Origin of the sequence: Thiohalophilus thiocyanatoxydans, assembly GCF_004366735.1 — a bacterium.
GTDB lineage: Bacteria > Pseudomonadota > Gammaproteobacteria > UBA6429 > Thiohalophilaceae > Thiohalophilus > Thiohalophilus thiocyanatoxydans.
The window spans coordinates 46717-72743 of record NZ_SOQX01000010.1 but is presented as its reverse complement, the minus strand read 5'-3'; the positions used below and the strand labels follow the sequence as shown (position 1 = coordinate 72743).

Below are 26027 nucleotides of genomic sequence, written 5' to 3'. Positions count from 1 at the left end.
CTGATTGCACCGATTGCGATGGAAGAGGGCCTGCGCTTTGCGATTCGCGAAGGCGGCCGGACCGTCGGCGCCGGTGTGGTATCGAAGATTATTGAGTAAACATATATGGCAGCCAAGAACCAGAACATTCGCATCCGTCTCAAGGCCTTTGATCATCGTTTGATCGATCAATCCGCTCGCGAGATTGTTGAAACGGCCAAGCGCACCGGCGCCCACGTCAAGGGGCCGATTCCGCTGCCGACGAAAAAGGAGCACTACACGATCCTGATTTCGCCGCACGTCAACAAGGATGCGCGTGACCAGTATGAATTGCGTACACACAAGCGTCTGATGGATATCGTGGATCCGACGGACAAGACCGTGGACGCCCTGATGAAGCTGGATCTCGCCGCGGGCGTGGATGTTCAGATTCAGTTGAACTAACCGGATTGCTGAGTGGAGCACGACAAATGACTATTGGTGTAGTTGGGCGCAAGGTGGGAATGACCCGGATCTTTACAGAAGACGGTGTCTCGACGCCGGTGACTGTGATCGCGGTTGAACCCAACCGGATTACCCAGCTGAAAACAGTTGAAGCGGACGGTTATCGCGCCGTGCAGGTAACGACCGGCAAGCGCAAGGCCAACCGGGTCACCAAACCCCAGGCCGGGCATTTCGCCAAGGCCGGTGTGGAAGCGGGCCGCGGTGTGTGGGAGTTCCGACTGGCGGATGGCGAAGGCGAGGAATTTGCCCTTGCCGGTGAGATCAAGGTGGATATGTTCGAAAACGGGCAAAAAGTTGACGTCAGAGGCACCAGCATGGGTAAAGGCTTTGCCGGTGCGGTCAAGCGTCACCATTTCCACACTCAGGATGCAACCCATGGTAACTCGCTGGCGCACCGCGCCCCCGGTTCCATCGGCCAGTGTCAGACACCGGGCCGGGTACTGAAAGGCAAGCGCATGGCCGGTCAGATGGGTAACAAAAACCGTACCACCCAGAATCTGGAAGTGGTCAAGGTCGACAACGATCGCAATCTGCTGTTGGTCAAGGGGGCTGTGCCCGGATCCAAGGGTGGCAGTGTCATCGTACGCCCCGCGGTCAAGGCAGGTTAAGAGGACACAGACGATGGAATTAGGTTTAACAACAGCCACGGGTAAGGCCTCCACGAAATCCGTCGAGGTTTCGGATGCGGTATTCGGTGCTGACTTTAACGAGACGCTGGTACATCAGGCCGTGACCGCCTATCTGGCGGGTGGCCGTGCCGGCACACGGGCGCACAAAAACCGCGCTGATGTCAGCGGCGGTGGCAAAAAGCCGTGGCGCCAGAAGGGGACCGGTCGGGCCCGTGCCGGGACTATCCGTAGCCCCATCTGGACCGGCGGTGGCAAGACCTTTGCCGCCAAGCCCCAGAACTGGTCACAGAAACTGAACCGGAAAATGTATCGCGCCGCGATGCGTTCCATTTTGTCGGAGCTGGTGCGCCAGGAGCGACTGGTGGTAGTCGATGATCTCAAGCTGGCTGCGCCGAAGACCAAAGAACTGGTGGGAAAACTCTCTGGTCTGGGTCTGGACAATGTCATGATCGTCACACACGAAATAGACGATGCGCTGTTCAAATCGGCCCGCAACCTGTACAAGGTCGGTCTGTGTGAAGTCGGCTATGTCGATCCGGTCAATCTGGTTGGCCATGACAAAGTGTTAATGACCGCTGCGGCCGTTGAAAAACTTCAGGAGGTGCTGGCATGAATCAGGAACGTTTGATGAACGTGCTGCTGCAGCCGCACATCTCCGAGAAAAGCACCATCCTGGCGGATAGCGCCAATCAGGTGGTATTCAAGGTTGTACCGAGTGCAACCCGGGTTGAAGTTAAAAAAGCGGTTGAGCTGCTGTTTAACGTTGAAGTAGAAGGTGTTCAGGTGGCGAACGTTAAAGGTAAGACCAAGCGTACTTCGTTTGGCACCGGCCGCCGCAAAGACTGGAAAAAAGCCTATGTGCGTATTAAAGCCGGTCAGGACATCAACTTTATGGGCACTGAGTAAGGTTTAAGGAATAAAAAATGGCGATTGTAAAGTCAAAACCGACATCCGCAGGGCGCCGCTTTGTTGTCAAGGTCGTTACCGACGATCTTTATAGAGGCAAACCGCATGCGCCGTTGCTGGAAAAACAATCCCGTACTGGTGGTCGTAACAACCAGGGCCGGATTACCACGCGCCACAAGGGTGGTGGTCACAAGCAGCATTATCGCCTGATCGACTTCAAGCGTAACAAGGACGGTGTCGATGCGACCGTTGAGCGGATCGAGTACGATCCCAACCGCAGCGCACGTATCGCGCTGGTACTTTATAAAGACGGTGAACGCCGCTATATCCTGGCGCCGAAGGGTCTTAAAGCGGGTGATACCGTGGTTTCCGGCACCAGTGCCCAGATCAAGGCGGGCAACTGCATGCCGCTGCGCAACATTCCGGTAGGCTCTACTGTTCATGCGGTTGAGATGAAACCCGGCAAGGGCGCCCAGCTGGCGCGTAGCGCCGGCGCCTCCGTGCAGCTGGTTGCGCGTGAAGGTGACTACGCCACGATTCGCCTGCGCTCGACCGAAATGCGTCGGGTGCATGCAGATTGCCGCGCCACCATAGGTGAAGTGAGCAACAGTGAACACAGCCTGCGTAAACTCGGCAAAGCCGGCGCCAAGCGCTGGCGGGGTGTGCGTCCCACCGTTCGCGGTGTGGTCATGAACCCGGTCGATCATCCGCATGGTGGTGGTGAGGGCCGTACCTCCGGTGGCCGTCACCCGGTAACCCCCTGGGGTGTGCCGACCAAAGGCTACAAGACCCGGAGTAACAAGAGTACGGATAAGATGATCGTCCGTCGTCGTCGTATCAAGAAATAACCGATAGAGAGAGCTAGCACAGTGCCACGTTCTATCAGAAAAGGTCCATTCGTTGATTTGCATCTTGTCAAAAAGATCGATCAGGCAGTGGAAACAAACAGCAAGAAGCCTATCAAGACCTGGTCACGCCGTTCCATGGTTTTGCCGGAAATGGTGGGTTTGACAATCGCTGTACATAATGGTCGCCAGCATGTACCGGTCCTTGTTTCTGAAAACATGGTCGGTCACAAGCTGGGCGAATTCGCGCCGACACGGACCTTCAAGGGTCACGTGGCTGACAAGAAAGCCAGGTAAGAGGTTTTAGAAAATGGAAACCGCTGCAAAATTACGCTATGCACGCATTTCGCCGCAGAAGTGTCGCCTGGTGGCTGATCAGGTCCGGGGACTTCCGGTCGAGCGCGCATTGCAGGTCCTGACGTTCAGTTCCAAAAAATCCGCCAGTATTGTGAAGAAAATACTGGAATCCGCGATAGCCAATGCGGAGCACAATGATGGTGCGGATATCGACGAGCTGAAGGTTGCGAAGATCACTGTTGACGAAGGTCCGACCTACAAGCGCTGGGAAGCGCGCGCCAAGGGCCAGGCCAACCATATTTTTAAACGCACCAGTCACATTTGCGTGACTGTGGCAGAAAAGTAAGAGAGAAGCTGATGGGTCAGAAAGTACATCCTACAGGCATTCGTCTTGGTATCGTCAAGGACTGGACGTCTAAATGGTATGCTGATAACAAGAATTATGCTGATTTCCTGAACCAGGATATCGTTGTTCGCGAATTCTTGAAGCAGCGTCTGAAACAGGCTTCTGTCAGCCGGATTCAGATCGAGCGTACCCAGGGCAGCGCAAATATCACTATTAATACCGCGCGCCCCGGTCTGGTTATTGGCAAAAAAGGTGAAGATATCGAGCGCCTGCGTAACGAAGTGACCCAAATGATGGGCCTGCCGGCTGTGCACATTAACATTGAAGAAGTGCGCAAGCCGGAGCTGGATGCCCAGCTGGTCGCCGAGAGTGTGGCCCAGCAGCTCGAGCGCCGCATCATGTTCCGCCGTGCCATGAAGCGCGCGGTACAAAACACCATGCGTCTGGGTGCCCAGGGCATCAAGATCAACGTGGCGGGCCGCCTGAACGGCGCCGAAATCGCACGTACCGAATGGTACCGCGAAGGCCGGGTACCCCTGCATACCCTGCGAGCAGACATTGACTACGGTTTGGCTGAAGCGCAAACCACTTACGGCATCATCGGTGTCAAGGTCTGGATCTTCAAGGGTGAGATTATCGGGCATTACTCTGACGGAGAAGCCGAAGCTGCAAAATCGGCAGCGGGTTGAGATTGGGAGTTTGAAGCATGCTGCAGCCGAAACGGACAAAATTTCGTAAACAACAAAAAGGCCGTAACCGCGGACTTGCTCATCGTGGAAGCAAGGTCAGTTTTGGTGAGTACGGTCTGAAAGCCACTGGTCGTGGCCGGATTACGGCGCGCCAGATTGAGGCGGGTCGTCGAGCCATGAACCGCTATATTAAGCGTGGCGGCAAGATCTGGATTCGTATATTTCCAGACAAGCCGATTACCCAGAAGCCGCTGGAAGTTCGCCAGGGTAAGGGGAAAGGTAATGTTGAATACTGGGTAGCCCAGATTCAGCCGGGACGTATGTTGTATGAAATGGAAGGTGTTTCAGAAGAAGTGGCGCGTGAAGCGTTCCGCCTCGCTGCTGCCAAGCTTCCGATCACCACCACATTTGTAACGCGGACGGTACTGTAATGAAAGCTAGCGAATTGCGTGAAAAGAACGTTGAAGATCTGAATAAAGAGCTTCTGGAGCTGACGCGCGAAAAGTTTAATCTTCGCATACAGACGGCGACTGGTCAGATGAATCGTACTCATCAGTTAAAGGCGGTCCGTCGCAATATCGCGCGCGTTAAAACCATCCTGAATGAGAAAGCAGGTAAGGCACAATGAGTGAATCAGTAAAACGCACCGTAACCGGGCGGGTTGTCAGCAACAAAATGGATAAGTCCATTACCGTGCTGGTCGAACGTCGAGTGAAGCATCCTATGTATGGGAAGTTCATCAAGCGTTCCACCAAGTTGCACGCTCATGATGCCGATAATGAGTGTAATGAAGGCGATATCGTTACCATTACCTCCTGTCGTCCGCTGTCCAAGACGAAAACCTGGGCGCTGGATACGATTGTTGAACGGGCCGCGATCATTTAGGCCTGAATTGAATAGAGTTTAGCGGAGTCGCTTAAGATGATTCAGATGCAAACCATGCTCGACATCGCCGATAATAGCGGTGCTCGTCGCGTACAATGTATTAAAGTGCTCGGTGGTTCAAAACGCCGTTACGCCGGTGTTGGCGACATTATCAAGGTGAGCATCAAGGAAGCGATCCCGCGTGGTCGTGTTAAAAAAGGCGATGTCTTGAATGCTGTAGTCGTACGCACCCGTAAAGGTGTACGTCGTCCTGATGGTTCGCTTATTCGCTTTGATAGCAATGCGGCCGTATTATTGAACAGCCAGCTACAGCCGGTCGGTACCCGAATTTTTGGTCCGGTTACCCGTGAACTGCGTACAGAAAAGTTCATGAAGATCATTTCACTGGCACCTGAAGTACTGTAAGGCAGAGAGTAAAGCCATGAACAAGATTCGAAAAGGTGATGAGATTGTCGTCATCGCAGGCAAAGACAAGGGCAAACGTGGCACCGTTTCGCGTGTGATGATGGATGAAGGAAATGTTCTTGTCGACAATATCAATGTCGTCAAAAAACATCAGAAACCAAACCCCGCCGCCGGTGCTGCAGGTGGGATCGTGGAAATGGAAAAGCCGTTGGATATTTCCAATGTGGCTATCTATAACCCGGTAACCGATAAACCTGACCGGGTCGGATTCAAGACCCTCGAAGATGGTCGCAAGGTCCGTTACCTTAAATCCAATGGCGAAGTTTTAGACGCTTAATCGTTTAGGTTGCAACAATGGCAAGATTGCAGGATTTTTACCGAGAAACTGTTGTTTCCAGTCTGAGAGATCAGTTTGGATACAAGAGTGTGATGGAAGTACCCAAGATCACCAAGATCACGCTCAATATGGGTGTGGGTGAAGCTATTGGTGATAAAAAGATTCTGGAAAATGCGGTAGCCGACATGACCAAAATTTGCGGTCAAAAGCCTATCGTTAACAACGCACGCAAGTCCGTTGCCGGTTTCAAGGTACGCGAAGGTTTTCCGATCGGGTGCAAGGTCACATTGCGCAGTGAGCGCATGTATGAGTTTCTGGATCGACTGATTAATATTGCGATTCCGCGTGTTCGCGACTTCCGTGGTCTGAGCCCGAAATCGTTTGATGGACGCGGAAACTACAGCATGGGCGTTCGTGAGCAGATCATTTTCCCGGAAATTGAATATGACAAGATCGATGCAATTCGCGGGATGGATATCACTGTCACCACGACGGCTAAAACCGACGAGGAAGGACGTGCGCTACTGGCTGCGTTCAATTTCCCGCTGAAAGGTCAAGGGTAGGAGAAGAACATGGCAAAAGTTTCCATGGTTGAGCGCGAAGCAAAGCGTATCAAGGCTGTCAAGAAATACGCAGACAAACGCGCTGCATTAAAAGCCAGGGTTAAGGATCCGAATCTCTCGATTGAAGAGCGGATGGAAGCCCAGCATCAGCTGCAGAAGTTGCCGCGTGATGCGAGCCCGGCCCGTTTGCAGCGTCGCTGCCGGATTACCGGTCGTCCGCATGCGGTGTATCGCAAGTTCGGGCTGTGTCGTAACAAGCTGCGTCAGCACACCATGCAGGGTGATGTGCCTGGTCTGCGCAAGGGTAGTTGGTAACAGATAGGCTGATGGCAAGAGCTGAGAGCCTGGAGAAATAACGAAATGATGACAGATCCGATTTCAGATATGTTGACAAGAGTGCGCAACTCGCTTGGCGCCGGCAAGACGAGCGTGAGCATGCCTTATTCGAAAGAAAAGCATGCGATCGCCCAGGTACTGAAGGATGAAGGCTATATTGCCGACTTCAGCAAGGGTGGTGATAACGATGCAAAGCCTCAGCTGATCATTCAACTGAAGTATCACCAGGGCCAGCCGGTTATTGAGAAAATAAAGCGGGTTAGTCGTCCCGGGTTGCGCATCTACAAGGGTAAGAATGAGCTGCCGAGTGTAATGGGTGGCTTGGGTATAGCAATTGTTTCCACTTCACAGGGTCTGATGACCGATCGTGCCGCGCGTAAAGCCGGTTTCGGTGGTGAAGTGGTTTGTACCGTGCAGTAATTCTAGGGTAGCGGGTCATGGCGAGAATAACAGCAGTTAGTATTCCCACCGGCGTTGAGGTCACGATTAATGACCAGCACGTCAGCGTGAAAGGTTCAAAAGGCACCATGGAGCATACCGTGCATCCGGTGGTCGAGATTGTTCGTGAAGATGACAATCTTACCTTTTTACCTCGTGAAAAAGGTCCGGCCGCGATCTCACAAAGTGGTACTGCCAGGGCCGTCATTAATAACCTGATTACAGGGGTCAGCGACGGGTTTGAAAAGAAACTGGAGCTGGTCGGTGTCGGGTATCGAGCGCAGTCACAGGGTAAAGTCCTGAATCTGACGCTGGGTTTCTCGCATCCGGTCAATTATGAGCTGCCAGACGGTGTCACAGCTGAAACACCGAGCCAGACCGAGGTTGTGATCCGCGGTATGGACAAGCAGCAGGTTGGCCAGGTCGCGGCGGAAATCCGCGGCTTCCGTCCACCCGAGCCCTACAAGGGCAAGGGTGTGAAATACGCGGATGAACGCATTATCCGCAAAGAAGCCAAGAAGAAATAAGGGCAAGGTAAAACGATGGATAAAAAGACAACACGTTTACGTCGTGCACGCCGCACTCGCGCCAAGATTCGTGAGCTGGCTGTGCCGCGTCTGTCTGTATATCGCACGCCCCGGCATATTTATGCCCAGGTGATTGCGGCCAATGGCAGTGAGGTTTTGGCATCAGCCAGTACCGTGCAGACAGATATTAAAGGTAACGTCAAAAATACAGGCAATGTTGATGCCGCGGCTGTCGTCGGCAAAACCATTGCGGAAAAAGCCAAAGCGGCGGGTGTCACTAATGTGGCTTTCGATCGTTCCGGTTTTAAATATCACGGCCGGGTCAAAGCCCTGGCGGATGCTGCGCGCGAAGCCGGCTTGCAATTCTAAAGGTTAATGAATTATGGCTGCATTTGACAAAGAACAGAACGCTGAAGACTTACAGGAACGCCTGGTTGGTATCCGTCGTGTTGCCAAGGTGGTCAAAGGTGGACGAATTTTTGGCTTTTCCGCCCTGACTGTCGTCGGCGATGGTAATGGACGTGTCGGCTTTGGTCGTGGCAAGGCGCGAGAAGTTCCGGTAGCCATTCAAAAGGCAATGGAAGATGCGCGCAAGAATATGGTTAAAGTACCGTTGAATAACCATACATTGCAGTATCCGATCAATGCCGAGCACGGGGCCGCCAAGGTTTATATGCAGCCCGCTTCAGATGGTACCGGTGTTATCGCCGGTGGACCGATGCGAGCTGTGTTTGATGTGGTTGGTGTCCATAACGTACTGGCAAAATGCATCGGTAGTAACAACCCGGTTAATGTCGTGCGTGCGACGATTAATGGTCTGAAAAACATGACTTCGCCGGAGCAGGTTGCGGCCAAGCGCGGCAAGAGTGTCAAGGATATTGTGGAATAAATCATGGCTGACAAGACTATCAAGGTAACGCTGGTGCGCAGCATGCACGGTCGACTGGCCTCCCATAAAGCCTGTGTCACAGGCCTGGGCCTGCGTCGTATGCATCATACTGTTGAAGTGGAAGATACCCCATGTACTCGCGGCATGATCAACAAAGTCCATTACATGGTAAAGGTTGAGGAGAGCTGAGCATGAATTTGAATAACCTCAAACCGACCCCGGGAGAAAGAAAACCGGCCAAACGTCGCGGCCGGGGCATTGGTTCCGGTCTGGGCAAGACAGGTGGTCGCGGTCACAAAGGCCAGAAAGCGCGTTCCGGCGGTTTCACCAAGGTGGGCTTTGAAGGCGGCCAGATGCCCCTGCAACGTCGTCTGCCGAAAGTCGGCTTCAAATCTCGTCTTGCGCGTGTCACCGATGAAATTCGCTTGCATGAGTTGAATAACCTTGATGCTGACGTGATCGACATGGCAGTGCTGCAAAAGGCCAACCTCGTTAGCAAGGAAATTCAACGGGCCAAAGTCATGCTGTCCGGCAAGCTCGAAAAAGCTGTCACCCTCAAGGGCATTCGCGTCACCAAAGGTGCCCGGGAAGCTATTGAGGCCGCCGGCGGCAAGGTCGAAGAGTAAGCCGCGGGATGGGCGCTTCGCGACAGGGAATGGCCAATGCCATGGCCGGGGGCAAGTTTACCGAGTTGCGTCAGCGTTTGCTGTTCGTGCTCGGGGCTCTGCTGGTATTTCGGGTTGGCTCTTTTATTACTGTGCCGGGAATTGATCCCGAGTCACTGGCTCAGATGGTTGAGCAGCAGCGCGGTACGATACTGGACATGTTCAACATGTTTTCCGGCGGCGCGCTGGCCCGGCTGTCATTGTTCGCACTGGGGATCATGCCGTACATCTCGGCCTCGATCATCATGCAGTTGCTGACCAAGGTGCACCCCAAGCTTGAGCAGATAAGCAAGGAAGGCGCCGCCGGCAAACGCAAGATTACCCAGTATACCCGGCTGGCGACGCTGGGACTGGCGACTTTCCAGGCGCTGGGTGTCGCTGTCGCCTTGTCTCGCCAGGAAGGACTGGTGATCATTGATCACAACACGTTCTTCTTTACGACCGTGGTGACGCTGGTAACCGGTACCATGTTTTTGATGTGGCTGGGTGAACAGATTACCGAGCGCGGCATCGGCAACGGCATTTCACTGATTATTTTCGCGGGTATCGTTGCCGGACTGCCGACGGCCCTCGGGACAACGATGGAAATGGGCCGGACCGGCGATCTGGCTTATGGCAAGATTCTGGTGCTGTTTGCACTGGCCTTGGGCGTGACTGCTTTTGTGGTCTTTATGGAGCGTGGTCAGCGCCGGATCACGGTGAATTACGCCAAGCGTCAGCAGGGACGCAAGATGTATGCGGCGCAAAGCAGCCATTTGCCCTTGAAGATTAATATGGCCGGCGTTATTCCGCCGATCTTCGCGTCGAGCATTATTCTGTTTCCATCCACCTTGCTGGGGTGGTTCGGAGGCGGTGCCGGCGGCGCGGCAGGTGTCCTGCAGGACATCTCCACCATGATGTCGCCGGGGCAACCGCTGTATGTTCTGCTGTATGCCCTGGCGATTATATTCTTCTGTTTCTTCTATACGGCGTTGATGTTTAACCCGAAAGAAACAGCGGACAACCTGAAGCGTTCCGGTGCCTTTGTGCCCGGCATTCGCCCGGGTGAACAGACGGCCCGTTATATCGATTCGATTCTGGGCCGTTTGACCCTGGTAGGCGCGGTCTATATCACCGCCGTCTGCCTGTTACCGGAATTTTTGATTCTGGCCTGGGGGGTCCCGTTCTATTTTGGCGGAACCTCGCTGCTGATTGTGGTGGTGGTTGTGATGGATTTCATGGCCCAGACCCAGGCGCTGCTGATGTCGCATCAGTACGACAGCTTGATGAAAAAGGCCAACCTGAAGGGCCACGGCCCGTCCGGTCTGCTGCGCTAGACCGGGCTGACGAGATGAACTGGAATTTGGAGAGACTGCAATGAAAGTGCGTGCATCAGTCAAGAAAATGTGCCGGAACTGCAAGATCATCCGCCGTAATGGGGTGATCCGGGTGATCTGCAGTGATCCGCGGCACAAACAGCGCCAGGGCTGACCCGGCGCGGGTGAAAAAACGGAAAAAGCCTTGCTAGGGCAGGCAGTTAGCGATTAAAATTGCCCGTTTAGCAAGACTTGGTTGGCTAATTCAGAGATTTGAACGGTAGGAGTAAGGTTAGATGGCCCGTATTGCAGGCATCAACATTCCGGTAAACAAGCACGCGGATATCGCGCTGACGTCGATTTACGGCATCGGCCGCACCCGCGGCCGGCAGATTTGTGTGGACGCGGGGATCGACCCGACGGCCAAGATTCGTGATCTGGATGATGACGCGATTGAGAAATTGCGTAACGAAGTCGGCAAGATCAGCGTGGAAGGTGATCTGCGCCGGGAAGTTTCTATGAATATCAAGCGGTTGATGGATCTGGGTTGCTACCGCGGAATCCGCCATCGCCGTGGTTTGCCGCTGCGCGGCCAACGTACCCGGACCAATGCCCGGACCCGCAAGGGACCGCGCAAACCGATCAGACGATAAGTTTCATTAAATAGGTTTCTGGAAATATGGCAACCAAAGCTAAAGCAGCTCGTACACGTAAAAAAGTCAAACGTGATGTCTCGGACGGAATTGCTCACGTCCATGCATCATTCAATAATACGATTGTGACTATCTCGGATCGTCAGGGTAACGCACTATGCTGGGCGACTGCCGGCGGTTCCGGGTTCCGCGGGTCTCGCAAGAGCACGCCGTTTGCCGCACAGGTTGCTGCCGAACGTGTCGGCGAGATGGCGCAGGAATATGGAATGAAAAACCTGGAAGTCTGGGTCAAGGGCCCGGGGCCGGGACGCGAATCCGCCGTACGTGCATTGAATGCAAAAGGCTTTCGTATCACCAACATCGCAGACGTGACGCCCATTCCTCACAATGGTTGCCGTCCTCCGAAGAAACGTCGCGTATAAGCGGGAGAGAATACCTTGGCTAAATATATTGGTTCAAAATGCCGCCTGTGCCGCCGTGAAGGCGAAAAGCTTTTTTTAAAAGGCGAGAAATGCTACGGCAGTAAATGTGCGATTGAAAACCGGCCGTTTCCGCCGGGACAGCACGGTCAACGCCGTGGTCGCTTGTCCGATTACGCAACCCAGTTGCGTGAAAAGCAGAAAATGCGTCGCTCGTACGGCATCATGGAAAAACAGTTCCTCGGTTATTATAAACAAGCCGATCGTCTCAAAGGTTCCACCGGTGACAATCTGTTGCAGTTGCTGGAATGCCGTCTGGACAATGTCGTATTTCGCATGGGCTTTGGTGCCTCGCGTTCAGAAGCGCGCCAACTGGTTCGGCACAACGCTATTACCGTTAACGGTCGCAAGGTAAACATCCCTTCCATGCAGATCCGGGCGGGTGATGTGGTTGCTGTCGCGGAAAAATCCCGCAATCAGCTGCGCATCAAGGGCGCTACGGATGCGGCTCAGAACCGCGGATTTGCCGAATGGCTGGAAGTCGATACCGATAAGCTGACAGGTACGTTCAAGAGCGTACCGGAACGCAGCGAATTGCCGACTGATATCAAAGAACACCTGGTCATCGAGCTGTACTCCAAGTAATCAGTTCGAGCAGGACACAGGGACTTTTGAACACTAAATTGAGAGGACATAGATGACGGCCTCAGTATCAGATTTTCTGACTCCGCGAATTGTTGATATTCAGCAAATCAGCGATACCCATGCCAAGGTCACTCTCGAGCCACTCGAGAGGGGTTTCGGGCACACACTGGGTAATGCCCTGCGCCGCATTCTGCTGTCTTCGATGAGTGGCGCCGCCATCACCGAAGTGGAAATCGACGGTGTTCTGCATGAATATACTACCATTGAAGGTGTTCAGGAAGATGTGGTCGACATTCTGCTGAACCTCAAGGGTGTTGCCATGCGCATGGAAGGGGAGGATGAAGCTACCCTGACTTTGAACAAAAAAGGTCCCGGACAGGTTACTGCCGCGGACATCCAGCTGATTCAGAATGTGGAAGTGATTAATCCGGATCATGTCCTGGCCAACCTGACCAAGGAAGGCGAGTTGAGCATGACCATCAAAATTACTCGTGGTCGAGGTTATGAAGCTGCCAACACCCGCGGTGATGACGAAGAAGAGGATCATCCCATCGGTCGTTTGCAGCTGGATGCCAGTTTCAGCCCGATACAGCGTGTCGCCTATGTAGTCGACAGTGCGCGTGTTGAGCAACGGACCGATCTGGATAAACTGACGATCGAACTTGAAACCAACGGCACTATCGATCCGGAAGAGGCGATCCGCGGTGCGGCAACCATTCTTCAGGACCAGTTGTCTGCCTTTGTCGATCTGCGCGGCAAGGAAGAGTCCACGCCCGCCGAGCAGGAGCCGGAAATTGATCCGATTCTGCTGCGTCCGGTCGATGATCTGGAACTGACTGTCCGCTCCGCCAACTGCCTCAAGGCGGAACAGATTTACTACATCGGTGATCTGATTCAGCGCACCGAGGTGGAACTGCTCAAAACACCGAATCTGGGCAAGAAGTCCCTGACCGAAATCAAGGACGTGCTGGCCTCCCGTGGATTGTCACTGGGTATGCGCCTGGAAAACTGGCCGCCGGCAAGCCTGAAGGACAAGGAAGCTTCCTGAAGCTTCTGACTGTTTAACGAATCTAGTTTAGGATTTAGAACCATGCGTCATCGTCAAAGTGGTCGAAAGCTCAACCGGAACAGCCCGCATCGCAAGGCGATGTACCGCAATATGTCCGTTTCCCTGTTCCAGAATGAATTGATCCGCACCACCTTGCCCAAGGCCAAGGAATTGCGGCGCACCGTCGAACCGTTACTCACGCTGGCCAAGACTGACAGTGTGGCCAACCGACGCCTGGCGTTCAACCGTCTGCGCGATCGCGAGACCGTAACCAAGCTCTTCAATGAGCTGGGTCCGCGTTATCAGGATCGTCCCGGCGGTTATCTACGTATTCTCAAGTGCGGTTTCCGTACCGGTGACAACGCGCCGATGGCCTATGTCGAACTGGTCGATCGCCCGGCACCGGAAGTCTCTGCCGAGGAACCGGCGACCGAAAACGCCGAAGCCTGAACGACAGGTTCAGCTTCCGAATAAAAGCCGGGCATTGCCCGGCTTTTTTTGTTTTGGGCATCACGAATCAAAAAGGCGGAACCAGCCAAGACACTGAACTCACCGAATCGAATATTCAGTGTTTTCTAAATTCGCTATACCCTGAAGGGCATAAATCCTCGCTGGTCATTGAATCATTCGTTGCCTATCTTAAAGACTGACGATTCGAACGTATCGGGTGCGACATGATTGTGCTGTTTACGGATTTTGGCTATGCAGGCCCCTATGTCGGGCAGATGAAGGCGGTGCTGGCCCGCCAGGCGCCGAATGTGCCGGTGATCGATCTGATGCACGATGCGCCGACCTTCAATGCCCGTGCCGCCGCCTATCTGCTGGCGGCACTATGCGAACCGTTTCCCGACCAATCCGTGTTCGTCTCGGTGGTGGATCCGGGCGTCGGGCATCCGAATCGCCGCCCGGTGATCGTCCGCGCCGACAATCACTGGTTCGTCGGTCCGGCCAATACCCTGTTCAATACCGTGATCAAGCTGGCCGGGGAAGTCGAGGCCTGGGAAATTACCTGGCGGCCGTCACAACTGTCCGATTCCTTCCATGGTCGCGACCTGTTTGCGCCGGTGGCGGCGCAGCTGGCGTTGGGGCGAATGCCCGATGCCGAGCGCATTTCGGTTAACAAACTGCTGAGTCCCGACTGGCCGTCGGACCTGTACGAGATTATCTATTTCGATCACTATGGCAATGCCATGACCGGCATCCGGTCCGAGACACTCGGCACGGATCAACAACTGCAGATCGGGGATCAGATGCTCGAGTACACCCGGACCTTTTCTTTGGCGGAAAAGGGGCGGCCGTTCTGGTATCGCAACTCGGTGGGGTTGGTCGAGCTGGCACTGTACGGTGACAGCGTTGCCGAACGCTTGAACCTGTGCGTGGGTGACAAGCTGGCGATACAGGATCCGGCCCCTGGCCCCTAGAGGAGTAGGTCAGGTTGCGCGCAGTGCTACCTGACACCCTTCTATTCGCAGGGCGTCACGCAGGCTAACGCCAGCGTGACCTACGGGATTAGCCAGAGTATAAAGTAGACATGAATTTGGAACAGTTGTTCAGGCGCGCTTCTTGTCGCGTTTGTGCTGGGCTTCGAGGACCGGTTTGAGATAAACGCCGGTATGTGAGCTGTCGTATTCGGCCACCTCTTCCGGGGTGCCGGCACAGACCAGGGTACCGCCCTTGTTGCCGCCTTCGGGTCCCATGTCGATGATCCAGTCGGCGGTTTTGATTACATCCAGGTTGTGCTCGATGATCACGATGGTGTTGCCGTGATCGCGCAGGCGGTGCAGGACGGCCAGCAGCTGTTCGATGTCGTAAAAGTGCAGGCCGGTGGTCGGCTCGTCCAGGATATACAGGGTATTGCCGGTGTCGCGCTTGGACAGCTCGCGTGCCAGTTTGACCCGCTGCGCCTCGCCGCCGGAGAGGGTGGTGGCGTTCTGGCCCAGCTTGATATAGGTGAGGCCCACGTCCATCAGGGTCTGCAGCTTACGCTTGATCGCCGGCACGGCGTCGAAAAAGCCCAGTGCATCCTCGACGGTCATCTCCAGCACCTCAAAGATGTTCCGGCCCTTGTATTTGATCTCCAGGGTCTCGCGGTTATAGCGCTTGCCCTTGCAGACATCGCAGGGCACGTAGATATCCGGCAGAAAGTGCATCTCCACCTTGATCACGCCGTCGCCCTGGCACGCCTCGCAGCGTCCGCCCTTGACGTTGAAGCTGAAGCGGCCGGGGTTGTAACCCCGCGCGCGGGCCTCCTGGGTGCCGGCAAACAGCTCCCGGATGGGGGTGAACAGCTGGGTATAGGTGGCCGGATTGGAGCGGGGAGTGCGGCCGATGGGGCTCTGGTCGATGTCCACCACCTTGTCGAACTGGCCCAGGCCGGCGATCTCGTCGCAGGGCGCCGGCTCCTGGCCCGCCTGGTTGATCTCGGCGGCGGCGTGCAAATAGAGGGTGTCGTTGATCAGGGTCGATTTGCCCGAACCGGAGACGCCGGTGACCGCGGTCATCAGCCCCACCGGGATGTCGATCGTCACATTCTGCAGATTGTTGCCCCGGGCGCCGTGGATCGACAGCCAGCGATCGCCGGTGGGGGTGCGCGTGGCCGGCACGGCAATGGCTTTGTGGCCGGCCAGGTACTGGCCGGTGAGGGAGTCGGGGCTCGCCATAATCTGCTGTGGCGTGCCCTGAGCCACGATATGGCCGCCGTGGGCGCCGGCCCCGGGGCCGATATCCAGCACGTGATCGGCGCTCAGAATCGCCTCCTCGTCGTGCTCCACCACGATCACGGTGTTGCCCAAATCCCTTAAATGATAAAGGGTATTGAGCAGTCGACTGTTGTCCCGTTGATGCAGGCCGATGGAGGGCTCATCCAGCACGTACATGACCCCCACCAGCCCGGCGCCGATCTGGCTGGCCAGACGGATACGCTGCGCCTCACCGCCGGAGAGGGTGTCGGCGCTGCGATCCAGGCTCAGATACTCCAGTCCCACGTTGACCAGAAAGTTGAGCCGCAGGGTAATCTCCTTGAGGATTTTTTCGGCAATCTTGCCGCGTCGGCCGGGCAGTTCGAGGGTACTGAAAAAGTGATGCGCCGTATCGATGGCCATGGCGGTGACATCGGGCAGGGTCTTGTCGGTGACAAACACATGCCGGGCCTGGCTGTTCAGCCGGGTGCCATGGCAGTCGGGACAGGACTGATGGCTCAGGTACTTGGCCAGTTCCTCGCGCACCACGTTGGACTCGGTCTCGCGATAGCGGCGCTGCATGTTGGGGATGACCCCCTCGAACGGCTGGCGCTTTTTGTGCTCGCCGCCGCGCTCGTTGAAATAGACAAACTCGATCTTCTCCTCGCCGCTGCCGTGGAGAATGATCTGCTGCAGAGATTTGGGCAGATCCTCGAAAGCGCTGTCCATGTCGAAGTCGTAATGGCGCGACAGCGACAGCAGCATCTGGAAGTAATAGACATTGCGCCGATCCCAGCCACGGATGGCGCCGCTGCTCAGACTCAGTTCCGGGTGGCTGACCACCCGCTGGGGATCGAAATACTGGCGCATGCCCAGGCCGTCGCAACTGGGACAGGCGCCGGCCGGGTTGTTGAAGGAGAACAGCCGCGGCTCCAGCTCGCTCAGCGAGTAGCCGCAGACCGGGCAGGCGTAGTTGGCGGAGAAGACCAGATCCGGCTGGTCCCCATCCATATAGGCAACCCGGATCACGCCGCCGCCCAGGTTCAGCGCGGTTTCGATGGAGTCGGCCAGCCGGGTTTGCAGATCGGCGCGCACCTTGAAGCGATCCACCACCGCCTCGATGGTGTGCTTGCGCCGCTTGTCCAGCGCGGGCAGATCGTCCAGCTCCACCACCTCGCCGTCGACCCGGGCGCGGATATAGCCCTCGGCGCGCAGGGTGTCGAACACCTGTTCGTGTTCGCCCTTGCGATCGTCGATTACCGGCGCCAGCAGCATCAGCCGGGTACCCTCGGGCTGGGCCAGAATGTGGTCCACCATCTGACTGACGGTCTGCGCGTCCAGGACGGTGTCGTGTTCCGGGCAGCGTGGCTCGCCGGCGCGGGCGAACAGCAGACGCAGATAGTCGTAGATTTCGGTGATGGTGCCGACCGTGGAGCGGGGATTGTGCGAGGTGGACTTCTGCTCGATGGAGATGGCCGGCGACAGCCCCTCGATGTGATCCACATCGGGCTTTTCCATCACCGACAGGAACTGGCGGGCGTAAGCGGAGAGCGATTCCACGTAGCGGCGCTGGCCCTCGGCATAGATGGTGTCGAAGGCGAGCGACGATTTGCCGGAACCGGACAGGCCGGTAATCACGATCAGTTTGTCGCGCGGCAGATCCAGATCGATGTTCTTGAGATTGTGGGTGCGTGCACCCTTGATGTGGATCGTGTCCATGAACTCTTCCTGCTACAGCCAAACACGCTACTATACGACGTTTTCACCATCACGGGGAAGCCGATACGCTGTTTCTGTGCCGCGACGAAACAGGTTCCCCTTGCCGGTATTACGTTGCCTGACGCGGGCGGCCGGGCTGGAGACCGGCAGGGGCATTCGAGATGGGTATTTGGCGACCCGCCGGTTCAGTGTTTCCCGGGCGGGAGGTTCCTGCTAACATCGACCTTTTACTGGTAGTCTGACTGGGACTATCCCGCTTTTCTCATGCTGGACTTCTCCTGAACCCAATCAATGCACGATAACGCGATGACCAAAGGCGAACGGCGCATTGCGCTGGTCCTGGCCGGGGTATTTTCCTCCCGCATGCTGGGGCTGTTCATGATCCTGCCGGTCTTCACCCTCTACGCCCACGAGTTGCACGGCTATACCCTGACCCTGGCGGGGCTGGCCCTCGGTATCTACGGGTTGACCCAGGCCCTGCTGCAGATCCCGCTGGGGATGCTCTCTGATCGCATCGGCCGCAAGCCGGTGATCGTCGCCGGTCTGGTGGTGTTCGCCGTCGGCAGCCTCATCGCGGCCCTCGCTGACAGTATGGCGGGGATGATTCTGGGTCGCGCCCTGCAGGGCGCGGGCGCCATTGCCAGTGCGGTGCTGGCGCTGGCGGCCGACCTGACCCGCGAGGAACACCGGCTCAAGGTGATGGCCCTGATCGGCATCAGCATCGGGCTCTCCTTCGCGCTGGCCATGGTGGTCGGACCGCTGCTGCACGGCTGGTTCGGGGTGCCGGGGATTTTCTGGGTTACCGCGGTCCTGGCCATGCTGGCCATCGCGCTGGTGCTGCGCGCGGTGCCCAGACCGGTCAGTGTGCGCTTTCACCGCGACACCGAGGTGGAGCCGGCCTCGCTGGGCCAGGTGCTGCGCGATAGCCAGCTGCTGCGGGTCGATGCCGGGATCTTCATCCTGCATCTGCTGCTGATGGCCAATTTCGTGGTGGTACCGGGCCTGCTGGAGCAGCGTTTCGGCCTGCCGGGCGCCAGCCACTGGCAGATCTATCTGCCGGTGTTGCTGCTGTCGATGCTGGTAATCATGCCGTTTATTTTCCTGGCTGAAAAAAAACGCATGGTAAAACAGATACTTGTCTTCGCCGTCGGGCTGATGCTGGCGGTCCAGGCCGCCCTGGCGTCGGGCATCGACTCTATGGCCGGCATGGTCTTCGTGCTATGGTTGTTTTTTGTGGCGTTCAACCTGCTGGAGGCCAGCCTGCCATCGCTGGTGGCCAAACTGGCGCCGGTAACCCGCAAGGGCACGGCCATGGGCGCCTACACCACGGCGCAGTTTCTGGGGGTGTTTGTCGGCGGGGCGGCCGGCGGCTGGCTGGCGGAGCACTATACGCTGACCAGCCTGTTTCTGTTTAATACGGTCCTGGCAGGGATCTGGCTGCTGCTGGTGATCAGTATGCGTCAGCCGTCTTATTACACCAGCCAGCTGCTGAACGTGGGCAACCTGGACGCGCAGCAGGCCGAGGAGCTGGTCCGCAAGTTGAGCGCGGTACCGGGGGTCATCGAAGCTATAATTGTTGCCGAGGAGGGTGTCGCCTACCTCAAGGTCGACAAACCGAAACTGGATCAAACCGCGCTGTTTGCCTATTCGGTAACAGCACAAGGCTGAATATCAGCGTAACCATTGCACGAAGGGAGAGGACGAACATGGCAAGGGGCATTAATAAAGTAATTCTGGTGGGTAACCTGGGGCGCGATCCGGAAGTGCGTTATTCCGCCAACGGCGCGGCGATTGCCAATGTATCGATCGCCACCTCCGAAAGCTGGAAAGACAAGAACACCGGCGAACAGGTGGAGAAGACCGAATGGCACCGGGTGGTGATGTTCCGTCGCCTGGCCGAGATTGCCGGTGAATACCTGAAGAAGGGCTCCAAGGTCTATATCGAAGGCAAACTGCAGACCCGCAAGTGGCAGGACAAAGAGGGCCAGGATCGCTACACCACCGAGATCGTGGCCAACGAAATGCAGATGCTCGACTCGCGCGGCGGCGGTACCGCTAATTTTGACAACAACTACGACAGTGGTCAGAGCAGCAGCGGTGGTGGTGCCGGTAGCGGTGGCGGCCAGCCCGAGCCGGTCCCGATGGGGGATTTTGACGACGATATTCCTTTCTGAATGATGCAGCCTGTCTGATAAAACAAAACCCCGACTGAGCGGGGTTTTGTTTTATGGCCGTCAGGGAGAACGGGTCGGTCTCAGCGGTTATTGTCCTGACCGGCGCCTCTGCCGCCGCCCATGCCCTGGCCACGACCCTGACCTTGTTCCATCCCTCGACCGTGCTCCATACCCCGGCCGCGGTTCTGGCCCTCTTCCATACCCCGGCCGCGGTTCTGGCCCTCTTCCATACCCCGGCCGCGGTTCTGGCCCTCTTCCATACCCCGGCCGCGGTTCTGGCCTTCTTCCATGCCCCGACCACGGTTCTGGCCCTCTTCCATGCCCCGGCCACGGTTCTGGCCCTGTTCCATTCCCTGACCACGTTCACCGTCGCGGTTCATCATCCCGCCGCGCTGGCCGGGTTCATCGGGTAGCTCAACACCCCGCTCCTCGGCCCGTTGCTGCATTCGTTCATGGTGTTCTTCACGAAAGGCTTCGCGTTCTTCTTCCGACTCCATGTTACGCATCTGCTCGCGATGTTCGGCCCGTTCCTCCTCGCTCATCAGCTGCTGGCCGTAAATCGGCTCATCCGCCTCCTGGGCCAGTACCCATGGCGCACTCAGGGAGAGGGCGAGTAGAAGTGGAATTTGTCTGGCAAGATTGAATTGCATAATGTCACCTCCTAGTGAAATTTGAATTACAGTAAAGCATAGAAATGGCGATCATTCCGTGCAACGACGGCAAAATAGTTAACCGAACCGGGCATTGTAAGCCGCTGGCCGTTTATATTATGGTGAGAAATACTGAATACTGTGTCAGCTAAGTATGGCCGAACTGGAAGGGTCCCAAAAACCGCAACACGAGGGCTATCTCTGGCCCTCGGCGGATTACGATCGACAGCTGGCCGCAGTGCGCGACATGATTGGCCAGTCGATCTACCTGGTCTTACTCAAACCCACCGATATCAACCTGGCGGTGACACTGGAGAGCACACCGGTGACCCTGCTGGAGGTGGTGGACTTTCCCGCGCCGGATCCCGCCCGGCGGCTCTATCCACACATGCTGATCCTCTCCGACGGACGGGGTATCAATCTGGGGCACATCGCCCGCCTGAGTCACAAACAGGCCTTCAACCCGCAAGCGGAACAGATCATCTATCAGCAGGATGCCCTGTTGCAACAATTGCTGTTTCAGGAGCGTCGACTCTCCCCGCAAACTATCCAGCGTACGAGCCGGGTACAACTGGGGCGGATTCTCGGCAAAGCCGAACCCAGACGTCTTGACTGAATTGTCGGCTACGATTCAAAAATTGTAACCTGAAGTTATCTATACGGGACGAACTGCAGTGATCATCGAACCGTGAGTACGCCAGCTCCTGGAGCGGACGACGCCACTATGCGGGCAGGGCAGTAATTGACAGTGCCGGGCTCTCCGGTTAGGTTCTATTTATAATCCAGATCACTATAATAAAAAGTGATTATTCACCCTTAATCGGGGCCGTCACCTGGTCTTAATTGCATAACGTGAAACCTTGCTTACTGACATGCCTGCTTGCCAGCCTACTGTTTTCGGGCTCACCACTGGCCGCGTCGTCCGAAGCTAAAGCCAGAGAGTGCGGACCGTTTGATGATGACTGTTCGAACCGGCCGAAGCCGTCGGCTGACGATGGTGCCGGTGACAAGTCGTTCTTTTCTTTTCTCGATTGGCCTCAGGACACCCTCTCCTATGGATTGAACGAAATGGCTATCGCCATGGACGAATTTTTTGCCGAGGAGCGGGTCTTTTATGACAAGACCGGCAGTTATGTGCGGTTAACGACGGACATGGTGTTTGAAGAGGCCGGTGACACCCGTTATACCGGGGATGTCAAAGTCAAGCTGCGCCTGCCGCACACGGAAGAAAAACTCAAGCTGACCTTTGAGAGTGATCCGAATGAACAGCGGGATGACCTGGACCGGACACTGGAAGACTCCCCGGGTGAGGTCGCACGGGAGAGAGAGTATTATGGCGGGATTCAGGCGACACTGGGCGACGAGAGAAAATGGCGTTTCAAGCCTTCGATCGGTGTCAAGTTTGACAAGCCGATCGATATCTTTCTGCGCCTGCGCATAGATCGAAACTACAAAACCGGTGACTGGCTGTTTCGTCCCAGCCAGACCTTCTATACCTTCAAGGAAAAAGGCTTCGGATCGGACACCCGATTTGCCCTGGACTACGGGATTACCGACGATGTGCTGTTCCGGTCCTCCAGTCTGGTTCGTTATACTGATGAAAATGATTACTACGAGCCCAGCCAGATTTTTTCCCTGCTGCACAGCCTGAGCTCCCGGCGTGGGGTGGCTTATCAAGTCGGGGCATACGGGATTAGCGAGCCGGGCTGGCATACCACCGATTACCTGGCACAAATCCGCTATCGTCAGAATATTCATTCCGACTATCTGTTTATGGAGTTGATCCCCAGAGTGTTATACCAGCGTGAAAATGATTTTGATGCTGAACGATCTTTGACGCTGCGCCTGGAGATGATTCTCGAAGGCTAAATAGGAGTTCCGAATATCAGATCACTTTGTTTCAACGGGGTGTGACGAGGTTATCAAGGACCGTTGGCCGCATGGAAGCGGCCGTCGAGCATACAGGGATGTATTCACTGCGTGTCCTGGATAACCTCGTCACACCCCGCAACTCTACTGGTATTCGGAACAGTTATTTAGGAGCTCAGCGGCGTCGGAAGATCAAAAAGTAATTCTCCTCGAGCATCTGCGGCTCGCGGAGCAGGGCAAAACCGGCAGCAGTCACTTCGTCGACGACCTGATCACGATTTGCCCTGACATGGGACATCACCCAGTCGGAACTTTTTCCCGGCTCCTTGCGAAAATCGATGATCACGAGTTGGCCGCCGGGACGCAGGGCCCGGTGTATCGAGTCCAGCATGGCTTCGGGATATTCAAAGTGGTGATAGGTGTCGCTTAAGAAGACCAGGTCAACGCTTTGCCCGGGCAGGCGAGTAGATTGTTGATCGTTCACTATCCCTTCGATATTCGTCAGATCCTGTTCGCGGGCCGTGCGCAGAATGTTATCGACAAAGTTTTGGGCAATATCCACGGCATAGACTTTGCCGGTCGCGCCGACCCGTTGGGCAAACAACCGGGTGAACAGGCCGGTACCGGCTCCCACGTCGGCGATATGCATGCCGGTTTTCAGATCGAGCGCCTCGATAATCGCATGCCGTTGATCGTAGACTTCCCGCCCGGGTCGCTCAAAAGTACTCTGCCAGCGTGCAAAATCCGGATCCTGGTAATGGCGATTGATCTCAGGATTGACGTTTTCCCCGGCCGAGGCGCCACCGACCAGCGGCGCAGTCGAGGCGGCGACCAGTAACAGGCCGGTTGCGATCAGTCTACGTACAGTGCGAAAAACAGGCTTCATTGCATAACTCCGTTTTGCATACTACCCGGTAACGTGATTCGACGGCTTTTCAGTTAAACCACCTGGCCGGCCACCCAGCCCGAGGACCAGGCCCATTGGAAATTATAGCCGCCGAGCCAGCCGGTGACATCCACCACCTCGCCGATAAAATAGAGGCCGGGGACGCGTCGCGATTCCATGGTTTTGGAAGAGAGCTCATCGCAGTCGACCCCGCCCAGGGTCACTTCCGCGGTGCGATAGCCTTCGCTGCCGCCGGGGGTGATTTCCCATTGTTGCAGTTGCCGGGCGATGGCATCGAACCGGGTATGTGACAGAGCTTGCAGGGGTGTCTCAATTAATGTGCTGTCCAGTATAACGGCAACCAGGCGCTTTGGCAGGATCTCGCCGAGCACGGTTTTGAGCTTGCTGCGCGGCTGGTGGTTTTGTCGGGTTTTTAGATAAGTCACCACATCCTGATCCGGCAGCAGGTTAACGCTAATCGTCTCGCCCGGTTGCCAGTAAGACGAAATTTGCAATATCGCCGGACCACTCAAGCCCCGGTGGGTGAAAAGGATGTTTTCCCGAAAGCTGATACGTGCATGACTGACGATACTGTCGACGGAAACACCGGTTAATTCACTAAAGCGTGTCCTGTCCTGTGGCTGCAAGGTAAACGGTACCAGGGCGGCCCGGGTCGGCTGAATCGTATGACCGAACTGTTCGGCGATCCGGTAACCGAAAGGTGTGGCGCACATTTTCGGGATGGACAGCCCGCCGCTGGCAATCACGAGTGACCCGGTTTCAATCTTCTCCCGGGTGGTGTAAAGCGTGAACCTGTTGTCAGCGGAAGAGGAGGAGGCGTCGGGTTGCTCAATCCGTTCGACGCTGCAGTTGAGGCGGATCTCGACGCCGGCCCGGCGGCATTCGTCCAGCAGCATATTCAGTACATCCCTGGCGCTGTGATCACAAAACAGCTGGCCGTGAGCTTTCTCGTGCCAGGGAATGTGGTGGCGGTCGAGCAGGGCAATAAAATCCCATTGGGTATAACGGCTCAGGGCCGATTTGCAAAAATGGGGATTGCGGGACAGATAATGGTCGGCACGGATATCGTAATTGGTGAAGTTGCAGCGCCCGCCGCCGGACATCAGGATCTTCTTGCCGGGCTTGTTGGCATGCTCCAGCACGATCACCTTGCGCCCGCGTTTGCCGGCCTCGATGGCACACATCAGACCCGCGGCACCCGCGCCGATAATCACAACATCTGTTTGCATGAAGAGCCGACTCTGGAGATTACGATGAATTGGAGCGCCCAGTTTAACGGAATCGGCGCGGGACAGGGAAAAGCCCGGTCGTAGTCGTGATGAGGAGATGTCGCAAACGCCCGGAAATGACGTACAGGGAAGAACACCCAAAACACTCGCCTTGCTTGCGGGGTGGGCTCTGTCGCGAGAGGACAGGGAGTCTGGAGCGACCCCGGTCACCCACATCAAACCGCCGGCAAGGTCCGGCGTAAAGAATTAAGAATTGGTCGGGGTGACAGGATTTGAACCTACGACCCCCGCCTCCCGAAGGCGGTGCTCTACCAGGCTGAGCTACACCCCGAATTATTAGGCCGTATAAGCGGCCCTGACTGCGTTAAAGCGTCGGCTCGAAAATAAGCTTTCCGATGTTCGTCGCTACCGGCGTCCTGCCTCCCGCGACATACCGCACATCCTGTGCATAACTCCGCTTTTCTCGCTCGCTTTGCCTTGTCATCATCCGCTTATACGGCCTAATAAAACCTTAATAAAGCGGCTTCGACTCGAACCGTATTAAACGGTTGTAACGCGGATTAATAACTGCGGTTGACGGCGAATTCGGCGAGAAAGCTGAGTGCGTCTTTATACTCGGACGTCGGGATTCCGCTCAGCGCCTCAATGGCCTGATCGGCCTCCGCTCGCGCGCAGCGCGCAGTGTAGTCGATAGCGCCGGTGGATTCAATCGCGGCGCGCACGGCGTCGATCTGGGTCAGGCCGCCGGTTTCGATGGCGTCACGGATGACCGCGGCCTGCTCCGGGCTGCCCTGCGCGATGGCGTAGATCAGCGGCAGGGTAGGCTTGCCCTCGGCCAGGTCGTCGCCGATGTTCTTGCCGGTCTCCTCGCTGTCGGAGCGGTAGTCGAGCACGTCGTCGACCAGCTGAAAGGCGCTGCCCAGGTGCATCCCGTAGCGGGCCATCGCCTGCTGGATGCTCTCGGGCTGGTCGGTGATCACCGCCGCCAGTTCACTGGCCGATTCGAACAGTTTGGCGGTCTTGTTGTGGATGACCTCCATGTAGCGGGCCTCGGTGGTGTCCGCGTCGTGAATATTGAGCAGTTGCTGGACCTCGCCCTCGGCGATGGTGTTGGTGCAATTGGCCAGAATCCGCATGATATCCATTTGGCCGATATCGACCATCATCTGGAAGGCCCGGGAATAGAGAAAATCGCCCACCAGCACGCTGGCCGCATTCCCCCACAAATTGTTGGCCGTCTCCTGGCCGCGGCGCAGTTCGGAGCTGTCGACCACGTCGTCGTGGAGCAGGGTGGCGGTGTGGATGAACTCGATAATGGCCGCCAGTTCAATATGATAGCGGCCCTCATAACCGAGCGCCCGGGCGCACAGCAGATGGATAACAGGACGCAGCCGCTTGCCGCCACTCTTTATTATGTAGGCGCCGATCTGGTTGATCAGCACCACCTCGGAGCGCAGTCGTCCGCTGATGCAGTGATCGACCTCGCCCATGTCGGGGCCGA

General features: G+C 56.4%; 39 protein-coding genes and 1 tRNA gene. 34 read left to right on the top strand and 6 right to left on the bottom strand.

Annotated elements, in window-relative coordinates; genetic code table 11:
- The 30 genes from EDC23_RS13670 to EDC23_RS13525 all read left to right on the top strand — a co-directional run.
- Positions 1-99: EF-Tu C-terminal domain-related protein (locus EDC23_RS13670; RefSeq protein WP_217125835.1), on the top strand; the 99-nt coding region annotated here is incomplete at its 5' end.
- Between the two features lie 6 nt (positions 100-105).
- The gene (rpsJ, locus tag EDC23_RS13665) at positions 106-423 is read left to right on the top strand and encodes a 30S ribosomal protein S10 (RefSeq protein WP_134085341.1); all 318 of its coding nucleotides are present in this window, start codon (positions 106-108) and stop codon (positions 421-423) included.
- Between the two features lie 26 nt (positions 424-449).
- Positions 450-1091 carry a 50S ribosomal protein L3 gene (rplC, locus tag EDC23_RS13660; RefSeq protein WP_134085340.1) on the top strand — a complete coding sequence of 214 codons (642 nt, stop codon included), beginning with the start codon at positions 450-452 and terminating at the stop codon, positions 1089-1091.
- 13 nt (positions 1092-1104) lie between these two features.
- The gene (gene rplD / locus EDC23_RS13655) at positions 1105-1725 is read left to right on the top strand and encodes a 50S ribosomal protein L4 (RefSeq protein ID WP_134085338.1); all 621 of its coding nucleotides are present in this window, start codon (positions 1105-1107) and stop codon (positions 1723-1725) included.
- Positions 1722-2018: a 50S ribosomal protein L23 gene (gene rplW, locus EDC23_RS13650; protein WP_134085337.1), complete on the top strand. Its 297-nt coding sequence runs from the start codon at positions 1722-1724 to the stop codon at positions 2016-2018. Before rplD ends, rplW begins: the two co-directional genes overlap by 4 nt.
- Before the next feature lie 17 nt (positions 2019-2035).
- Positions 2036-2866 (top strand): 50S ribosomal protein L2, encoded by an 831-nt coding sequence (gene rplB, locus EDC23_RS13645; RefSeq protein ID WP_134085336.1) that lies wholly within the window; start codon positions 2036-2038, stop codon positions 2864-2866.
- Between the two features lie 21 nt (positions 2867-2887).
- Positions 2888-3160: a 30S ribosomal protein S19 gene (rpsS, locus tag EDC23_RS13640; RefSeq protein ID WP_134085335.1), complete on the top strand. Its 273-nt coding sequence runs from the start codon at positions 2888-2890 to the stop codon at positions 3158-3160.
- A 13-nt stretch (positions 3161-3173) separates the two neighbouring features.
- Positions 3174-3506 (top strand): 50S ribosomal protein L22, encoded by a 333-nt coding sequence (rplV, locus tag EDC23_RS13635; protein WP_134085334.1) that lies wholly within the window; start codon positions 3174-3176, stop codon positions 3504-3506.
- Between the two features lie 11 nt (positions 3507-3517).
- Positions 3518-4195, top strand: a complete 678-nt coding sequence (gene rpsC, locus EDC23_RS13630; protein WP_134085332.1) for a 30S ribosomal protein S3 — start codon at positions 3518-3520, stop codon at positions 4193-4195.
- Between the two features lie 17 nt (positions 4196-4212).
- On the top strand, positions 4213-4626 hold the full coding sequence (gene rplP / locus EDC23_RS13625) for a 50S ribosomal protein L16 (RefSeq protein WP_134085331.1): 414 nt from the start codon (positions 4213-4215) through the stop codon (positions 4624-4626).
- Entirely contained in the window at positions 4626-4823 is a 198-nt protein-coding gene (gene rpmC / locus EDC23_RS13620; RefSeq protein WP_134085330.1) for a 50S ribosomal protein L29, read from the top strand. Before rplP ends, rpmC begins: the two co-directional genes overlap by 1 nt.
- Complete coding sequence (rpsQ, locus tag EDC23_RS13615; protein ID WP_134085329.1) at positions 4820-5080, top strand: 30S ribosomal protein S17; 261 nt, start codon at positions 4820-4822, stop codon at positions 5078-5080. The genes rpmC and rpsQ overlap by 4 nt, the downstream gene beginning before the upstream one ends.
- A 36-nt stretch (positions 5081-5116) precedes the next feature.
- Positions 5117-5485 (top strand): 50S ribosomal protein L14, encoded by a 369-nt coding sequence (rplN, locus tag EDC23_RS13610; protein ID WP_134085328.1) that lies wholly within the window; start codon positions 5117-5119, stop codon positions 5483-5485.
- 16 nt (positions 5486-5501) lie between these two features.
- A complete protein-coding gene (rplX, locus tag EDC23_RS13605) occupies positions 5502-5822 on the top strand; it encodes a 50S ribosomal protein L24 (protein WP_134085326.1) in 321 nt (106 codons plus the stop codon).
- Between the two features lie 17 nt (positions 5823-5839).
- On the top strand, positions 5840-6385 hold the full coding sequence (rplE, locus tag EDC23_RS13600) for a 50S ribosomal protein L5 (protein WP_134085325.1): 546 nt from the start codon (positions 5840-5842) through the stop codon (positions 6383-6385).
- 9 nt (positions 6386-6394) lie between these two features.
- On the top strand, positions 6395-6700 hold the full coding sequence (gene rpsN / locus EDC23_RS13595; protein ID WP_134085324.1) for a 30S ribosomal protein S14: 306 nt from the start codon (positions 6395-6397) through the stop codon (positions 6698-6700).
- A 45-nt stretch (positions 6701-6745) separates the two neighbouring features.
- Positions 6746-7141, top strand: coding sequence for a 30S ribosomal protein S8 (gene rpsH, locus EDC23_RS13590; protein ID WP_208321394.1), 396 nt, complete (start codon positions 6746-6748; stop codon positions 7139-7141).
- A gap of 17 nt (positions 7142-7158) precedes the next feature.
- Positions 7159-7686, top strand: coding sequence for a 50S ribosomal protein L6 (gene rplF, locus EDC23_RS13585; protein ID WP_134085323.1), 528 nt, complete (start codon positions 7159-7161; stop codon positions 7684-7686).
- Between the two features lie 15 nt (positions 7687-7701).
- A complete protein-coding gene (gene rplR / locus EDC23_RS13580; protein WP_134085322.1) occupies positions 7702-8055 on the top strand; it encodes a 50S ribosomal protein L18 in 354 nt (117 codons plus the stop codon).
- A gap of 13 nt (positions 8056-8068) precedes the next feature.
- Complete coding sequence (rpsE, locus tag EDC23_RS13575; protein ID WP_134085320.1) at positions 8069-8575, top strand: 30S ribosomal protein S5; 507 nt, start codon at positions 8069-8071, stop codon at positions 8573-8575.
- A 3-nt stretch (positions 8576-8578) separates the two neighbouring features.
- Entirely contained in the window at positions 8579-8764 is a 186-nt protein-coding gene (rpmD, locus tag EDC23_RS13570; RefSeq protein ID WP_134085319.1) for a 50S ribosomal protein L30, read from the top strand.
- A gap of 2 nt (positions 8765-8766) precedes the next feature.
- On the top strand, positions 8767-9201 hold the full coding sequence (gene rplO / locus EDC23_RS13565) for a 50S ribosomal protein L15 (protein WP_134085318.1): 435 nt from the start codon (positions 8767-8769) through the stop codon (positions 9199-9201).
- 8 nt (positions 9202-9209) lie between these two features.
- Positions 9210-10556, top strand: a complete 1347-nt coding sequence (gene secY / locus EDC23_RS13560; protein ID WP_134085317.1) for a preprotein translocase subunit SecY — start codon at positions 9210-9212, stop codon at positions 10554-10556.
- A 40-nt stretch (positions 10557-10596) separates the two neighbouring features.
- Positions 10597-10710 carry a 50S ribosomal protein L36 gene (rpmJ, locus tag EDC23_RS13555; RefSeq protein ID WP_134085315.1) on the top strand — a complete coding sequence of 38 codons (114 nt, stop codon included), beginning with the start codon at positions 10597-10599 and terminating at the stop codon, positions 10708-10710.
- Between the two features lie 121 nt (positions 10711-10831).
- The gene (rpsM, locus tag EDC23_RS13550) at positions 10832-11188 is read left to right on the top strand and encodes a 30S ribosomal protein S13 (RefSeq protein ID WP_134085314.1); all 357 of its coding nucleotides are present in this window, start codon (positions 10832-10834) and stop codon (positions 11186-11188) included.
- A 26-nt stretch (positions 11189-11214) separates the two neighbouring features.
- The gene (gene rpsK, locus EDC23_RS13545) at positions 11215-11610 is read left to right on the top strand and encodes a 30S ribosomal protein S11 (protein WP_134085313.1); all 396 of its coding nucleotides are present in this window, start codon (positions 11215-11217) and stop codon (positions 11608-11610) included.
- A 15-nt stretch (positions 11611-11625) separates the two neighbouring features.
- Positions 11626-12252, top strand: a complete 627-nt coding sequence (rpsD, locus tag EDC23_RS13540) for a 30S ribosomal protein S4 (RefSeq protein WP_134085312.1) — start codon at positions 11626-11628, stop codon at positions 12250-12252.
- Positions 12253-12304: 52 nt separating this feature from the next.
- Positions 12305-13300 (top strand): DNA-directed RNA polymerase subunit alpha, encoded by a 996-nt coding sequence (locus EDC23_RS13535; protein WP_134085310.1) that lies wholly within the window; start codon positions 12305-12307, stop codon positions 13298-13300.
- Between the two features lie 42 nt (positions 13301-13342).
- Positions 13343-13750, top strand: a complete 408-nt coding sequence (rplQ, locus tag EDC23_RS13530) for a 50S ribosomal protein L17 (protein ID WP_134085309.1) — start codon at positions 13343-13345, stop codon at positions 13748-13750.
- Between the two features lie 224 nt (positions 13751-13974).
- Complete coding sequence (locus EDC23_RS13525; RefSeq protein WP_134085308.1) at positions 13975-14721, top strand: SAM hydrolase/SAM-dependent halogenase family protein; 747 nt, start codon at positions 13975-13977, stop codon at positions 14719-14721.
- 129 nt (positions 14722-14850) lie between these two features.
- Here EDC23_RS13525 and uvrA read toward each other — a convergent pair whose 3' ends face one another.
- Positions 14851-17697 carry an excinuclease ABC subunit UvrA gene (gene uvrA / locus EDC23_RS13520; protein WP_134085307.1) on the bottom strand — a complete coding sequence of 949 codons (2847 nt, stop codon included), beginning with the start codon at positions 17695-17697 and terminating at the stop codon, positions 14851-14853.
- A 291-nt stretch (positions 17698-17988) separates the two neighbouring features.
- On the opposite strand from uvrA, the gene EDC23_RS13515 reads away from it, so the two are divergent.
- Complete coding sequence (locus EDC23_RS13515; protein ID WP_208321393.1) at positions 17989-19365, top strand: MFS transporter; 1377 nt, start codon at positions 17989-17991, stop codon at positions 19363-19365.
- A gap of 38 nt (positions 19366-19403) precedes the next feature.
- On the top strand, positions 19404-19871 hold the full coding sequence (gene ssb, locus EDC23_RS13510; protein ID WP_134085306.1) for a single-stranded DNA-binding protein: 468 nt from the start codon (positions 19404-19406) through the stop codon (positions 19869-19871).
- A gap of 80 nt (positions 19872-19951) precedes the next feature.
- Here the strand turns inward: ssb and EDC23_RS13505 are convergent, their stop codons facing one another.
- Positions 19952-20521, bottom strand: a complete 570-nt coding sequence (locus EDC23_RS13505; RefSeq protein ID WP_134085304.1) for a hypothetical protein — start codon at positions 20519-20521, stop codon at positions 19952-19954.
- Between the two features lie 154 nt (positions 20522-20675).
- On the opposite strand from EDC23_RS13505, the gene EDC23_RS13500 reads away from it, so the two are divergent.
- Both EDC23_RS13500 and EDC23_RS13495 read left to right on the top strand, forming a co-directional pair.
- Positions 20676-21137 carry a hypothetical protein gene (locus tag EDC23_RS13500; RefSeq protein ID WP_134085303.1) on the top strand — a complete coding sequence of 154 codons (462 nt, stop codon included), beginning with the start codon at positions 20676-20678 and terminating at the stop codon, positions 21135-21137.
- Between the two features lie 452 nt (positions 21138-21589).
- The gene (locus EDC23_RS13495) at positions 21590-22390 is read left to right on the top strand and encodes a hypothetical protein (RefSeq protein WP_134085302.1); all 801 of its coding nucleotides are present in this window, start codon (positions 21590-21592) and stop codon (positions 22388-22390) included.
- Positions 22391-22565: 175 nt separating this feature from the next.
- Here the strand turns inward: EDC23_RS13495 and EDC23_RS13490 are convergent, their stop codons facing one another.
- The 4 genes from EDC23_RS13490 to EDC23_RS13475 form a co-directional block, all read right to left on the bottom strand.
- Positions 22566-23276 carry a class I SAM-dependent methyltransferase gene (locus tag EDC23_RS13490; RefSeq protein WP_134085301.1) on the bottom strand — a complete coding sequence of 237 codons (711 nt, stop codon included), beginning with the start codon at positions 23274-23276 and terminating at the stop codon, positions 22566-22568.
- A gap of 53 nt (positions 23277-23329) precedes the next feature.
- Positions 23330-24526, bottom strand: a complete 1197-nt coding sequence (locus EDC23_RS13485; protein ID WP_134085300.1) for a BaiN/RdsA family NAD(P)/FAD-dependent oxidoreductase — start codon at positions 24524-24526, stop codon at positions 23330-23332.
- Positions 24527-24780: 254 nt separating this feature from the next.
- Positions 24781-24857, bottom strand: a tRNA-Pro gene (locus tag EDC23_RS13480).
- Positions 24858-25086: 229 nt separating this feature from the next.
- A complete protein-coding gene (locus EDC23_RS13475; RefSeq protein WP_134085348.1) occupies positions 25087-26016 on the bottom strand; it encodes a polyprenyl synthetase family protein in 930 nt (309 codons plus the stop codon).
- Positions 26017-26027 lie beyond the last annotated feature (11 nt).

Excerpts from the sequence above, each read along its gene's own strand:
- rpsJ (WP_134085341.1), top strand. The coding sequence starts at position 106 with ATGGCAGCCAAGAACCAGAACATTCGCATCCGTCTCAAGGCCTTTGAT.
- rplC (WP_134085340.1), top strand. The coding sequence starts at position 450 with ATGACTATTGGTGTAGTTGGGCGCAAGGTGGGAATGACCCGGATCTTT.
- rplD (WP_134085338.1), top strand. The coding sequence starts at position 1,105 with ATGGAATTAGGTTTAACAACAGCCACGGGTAAGGCCTCCACGAAATCC.
- rplW (WP_134085337.1), top strand. The coding sequence starts at position 1,722 with ATGAATCAGGAACGTTTGATGAACGTGCTGCTGCAGCCGCACATCTCC.
- rplB (WP_134085336.1), top strand. The coding sequence starts at position 2,036 with ATGGCGATTGTAAAGTCAAAACCGACATCCGCAGGGCGCCGCTTTGTT.
- rplV (WP_134085334.1), top strand. The coding sequence starts at position 3,174 with ATGGAAACCGCTGCAAAATTACGCTATGCACGCATTTCGCCGCAGAAG.
- rpsC (WP_134085332.1), top strand. The coding sequence starts at position 3,518 with ATGGGTCAGAAAGTACATCCTACAGGCATTCGTCTTGGTATCGTCAAG.
- rplP (WP_134085331.1), top strand. The coding sequence starts at position 4,213 with ATGCTGCAGCCGAAACGGACAAAATTTCGTAAACAACAAAAAGGCCGT.
- rpmC (WP_134085330.1), top strand. The coding sequence starts at position 4,626 with ATGAAAGCTAGCGAATTGCGTGAAAAGAACGTTGAAGATCTGAATAAA.
- rpsQ (WP_134085329.1), top strand. The coding sequence starts at position 4,820 with ATGAGTGAATCAGTAAAACGCACCGTAACCGGGCGGGTTGTCAGCAAC.
- rplN (WP_134085328.1), top strand. The coding sequence starts at position 5,117 with ATGATTCAGATGCAAACCATGCTCGACATCGCCGATAATAGCGGTGCT.
- rplX (WP_134085326.1), top strand. The coding sequence starts at position 5,502 with ATGAACAAGATTCGAAAAGGTGATGAGATTGTCGTCATCGCAGGCAAA.
- rplE (WP_134085325.1), top strand. The coding sequence starts at position 5,840 with ATGGCAAGATTGCAGGATTTTTACCGAGAAACTGTTGTTTCCAGTCTG.
- rpsN (WP_134085324.1), top strand. The coding sequence starts at position 6,395 with ATGGCAAAAGTTTCCATGGTTGAGCGCGAAGCAAAGCGTATCAAGGCT.
- rpsH (WP_208321394.1), top strand. The coding sequence starts at position 6,746 with ATGATGACAGATCCGATTTCAGATATGTTGACAAGAGTGCGCAACTCG.
- rplF (WP_134085323.1), top strand. The coding sequence starts at position 7,159 with ATGGCGAGAATAACAGCAGTTAGTATTCCCACCGGCGTTGAGGTCACG.
- rplR (WP_134085322.1), top strand. The coding sequence starts at position 7,702 with ATGGATAAAAAGACAACACGTTTACGTCGTGCACGCCGCACTCGCGCC.
- rpsE (WP_134085320.1), top strand. The coding sequence starts at position 8,069 with ATGGCTGCATTTGACAAAGAACAGAACGCTGAAGACTTACAGGAACGC.
- rpmD (WP_134085319.1), top strand. The coding sequence starts at position 8,579 with ATGGCTGACAAGACTATCAAGGTAACGCTGGTGCGCAGCATGCACGGT.
- rplO (WP_134085318.1), top strand. The coding sequence starts at position 8,767 with ATGAATTTGAATAACCTCAAACCGACCCCGGGAGAAAGAAAACCGGCC.
- secY (WP_134085317.1), top strand. The coding sequence starts at position 9,210 with ATGGGCGCTTCGCGACAGGGAATGGCCAATGCCATGGCCGGGGGCAAG.
- rpmJ (WP_134085315.1), top strand. The coding sequence starts at position 10,597 with ATGAAAGTGCGTGCATCAGTCAAGAAAATGTGCCGGAACTGCAAGATC.
- rpsM (WP_134085314.1), top strand. The coding sequence starts at position 10,832 with ATGGCCCGTATTGCAGGCATCAACATTCCGGTAAACAAGCACGCGGAT.
- rpsK (WP_134085313.1), top strand. The coding sequence starts at position 11,215 with ATGGCAACCAAAGCTAAAGCAGCTCGTACACGTAAAAAAGTCAAACGT.
- EDC23_RS13535 (WP_134085310.1), top strand. The coding sequence starts at position 12,305 with ATGACGGCCTCAGTATCAGATTTTCTGACTCCGCGAATTGTTGATATT.
- rplQ (WP_134085309.1), top strand. The coding sequence starts at position 13,343 with ATGCGTCATCGTCAAAGTGGTCGAAAGCTCAACCGGAACAGCCCGCAT.
- EDC23_RS13525 (WP_134085308.1), top strand. The coding sequence starts at position 13,975 with ATGATTGTGCTGTTTACGGATTTTGGCTATGCAGGCCCCTATGTCGGG.
- uvrA (WP_134085307.1), bottom strand. The coding sequence starts at position 17,697 with ATGGACACGATCCACATCAAGGGTGCACGCACCCACAATCTCAAGAAC.
- EDC23_RS13515 (WP_208321393.1), top strand. The coding sequence starts at position 17,989 with ATGCACGATAACGCGATGACCAAAGGCGAACGGCGCATTGCGCTGGTC.
- ssb (WP_134085306.1), top strand. The coding sequence starts at position 19,404 with ATGGCAAGGGGCATTAATAAAGTAATTCTGGTGGGTAACCTGGGGCGC.
- EDC23_RS13505 (WP_134085304.1), bottom strand. The coding sequence starts at position 20,521 with ATGCAATTCAATCTTGCCAGACAAATTCCACTTCTACTCGCCCTCTCC.
- EDC23_RS13500 (WP_134085303.1), top strand. The coding sequence starts at position 20,676 with ATGGCCGAACTGGAAGGGTCCCAAAAACCGCAACACGAGGGCTATCTC.
- EDC23_RS13495 (WP_134085302.1), top strand. The coding sequence starts at position 21,590 with ATGGCTATCGCCATGGACGAATTTTTTGCCGAGGAGCGGGTCTTTTAT.
- EDC23_RS13490 (WP_134085301.1), bottom strand. The coding sequence starts at position 23,276 with ATGAAGCCTGTTTTTCGCACTGTACGTAGACTGATCGCAACCGGCCTG.
- EDC23_RS13485 (WP_134085300.1), bottom strand. The coding sequence starts at position 24,526 with ATGCAAACAGATGTTGTGATTATCGGCGCGGGTGCCGCGGGTCTGATG.
- EDC23_RS13475 (WP_134085348.1), bottom strand. The coding sequence starts at position 26,016 with ATGGGCGAGGTCGATCACTGCATCAGCGGACGACTGCGCTCCGAGGTG.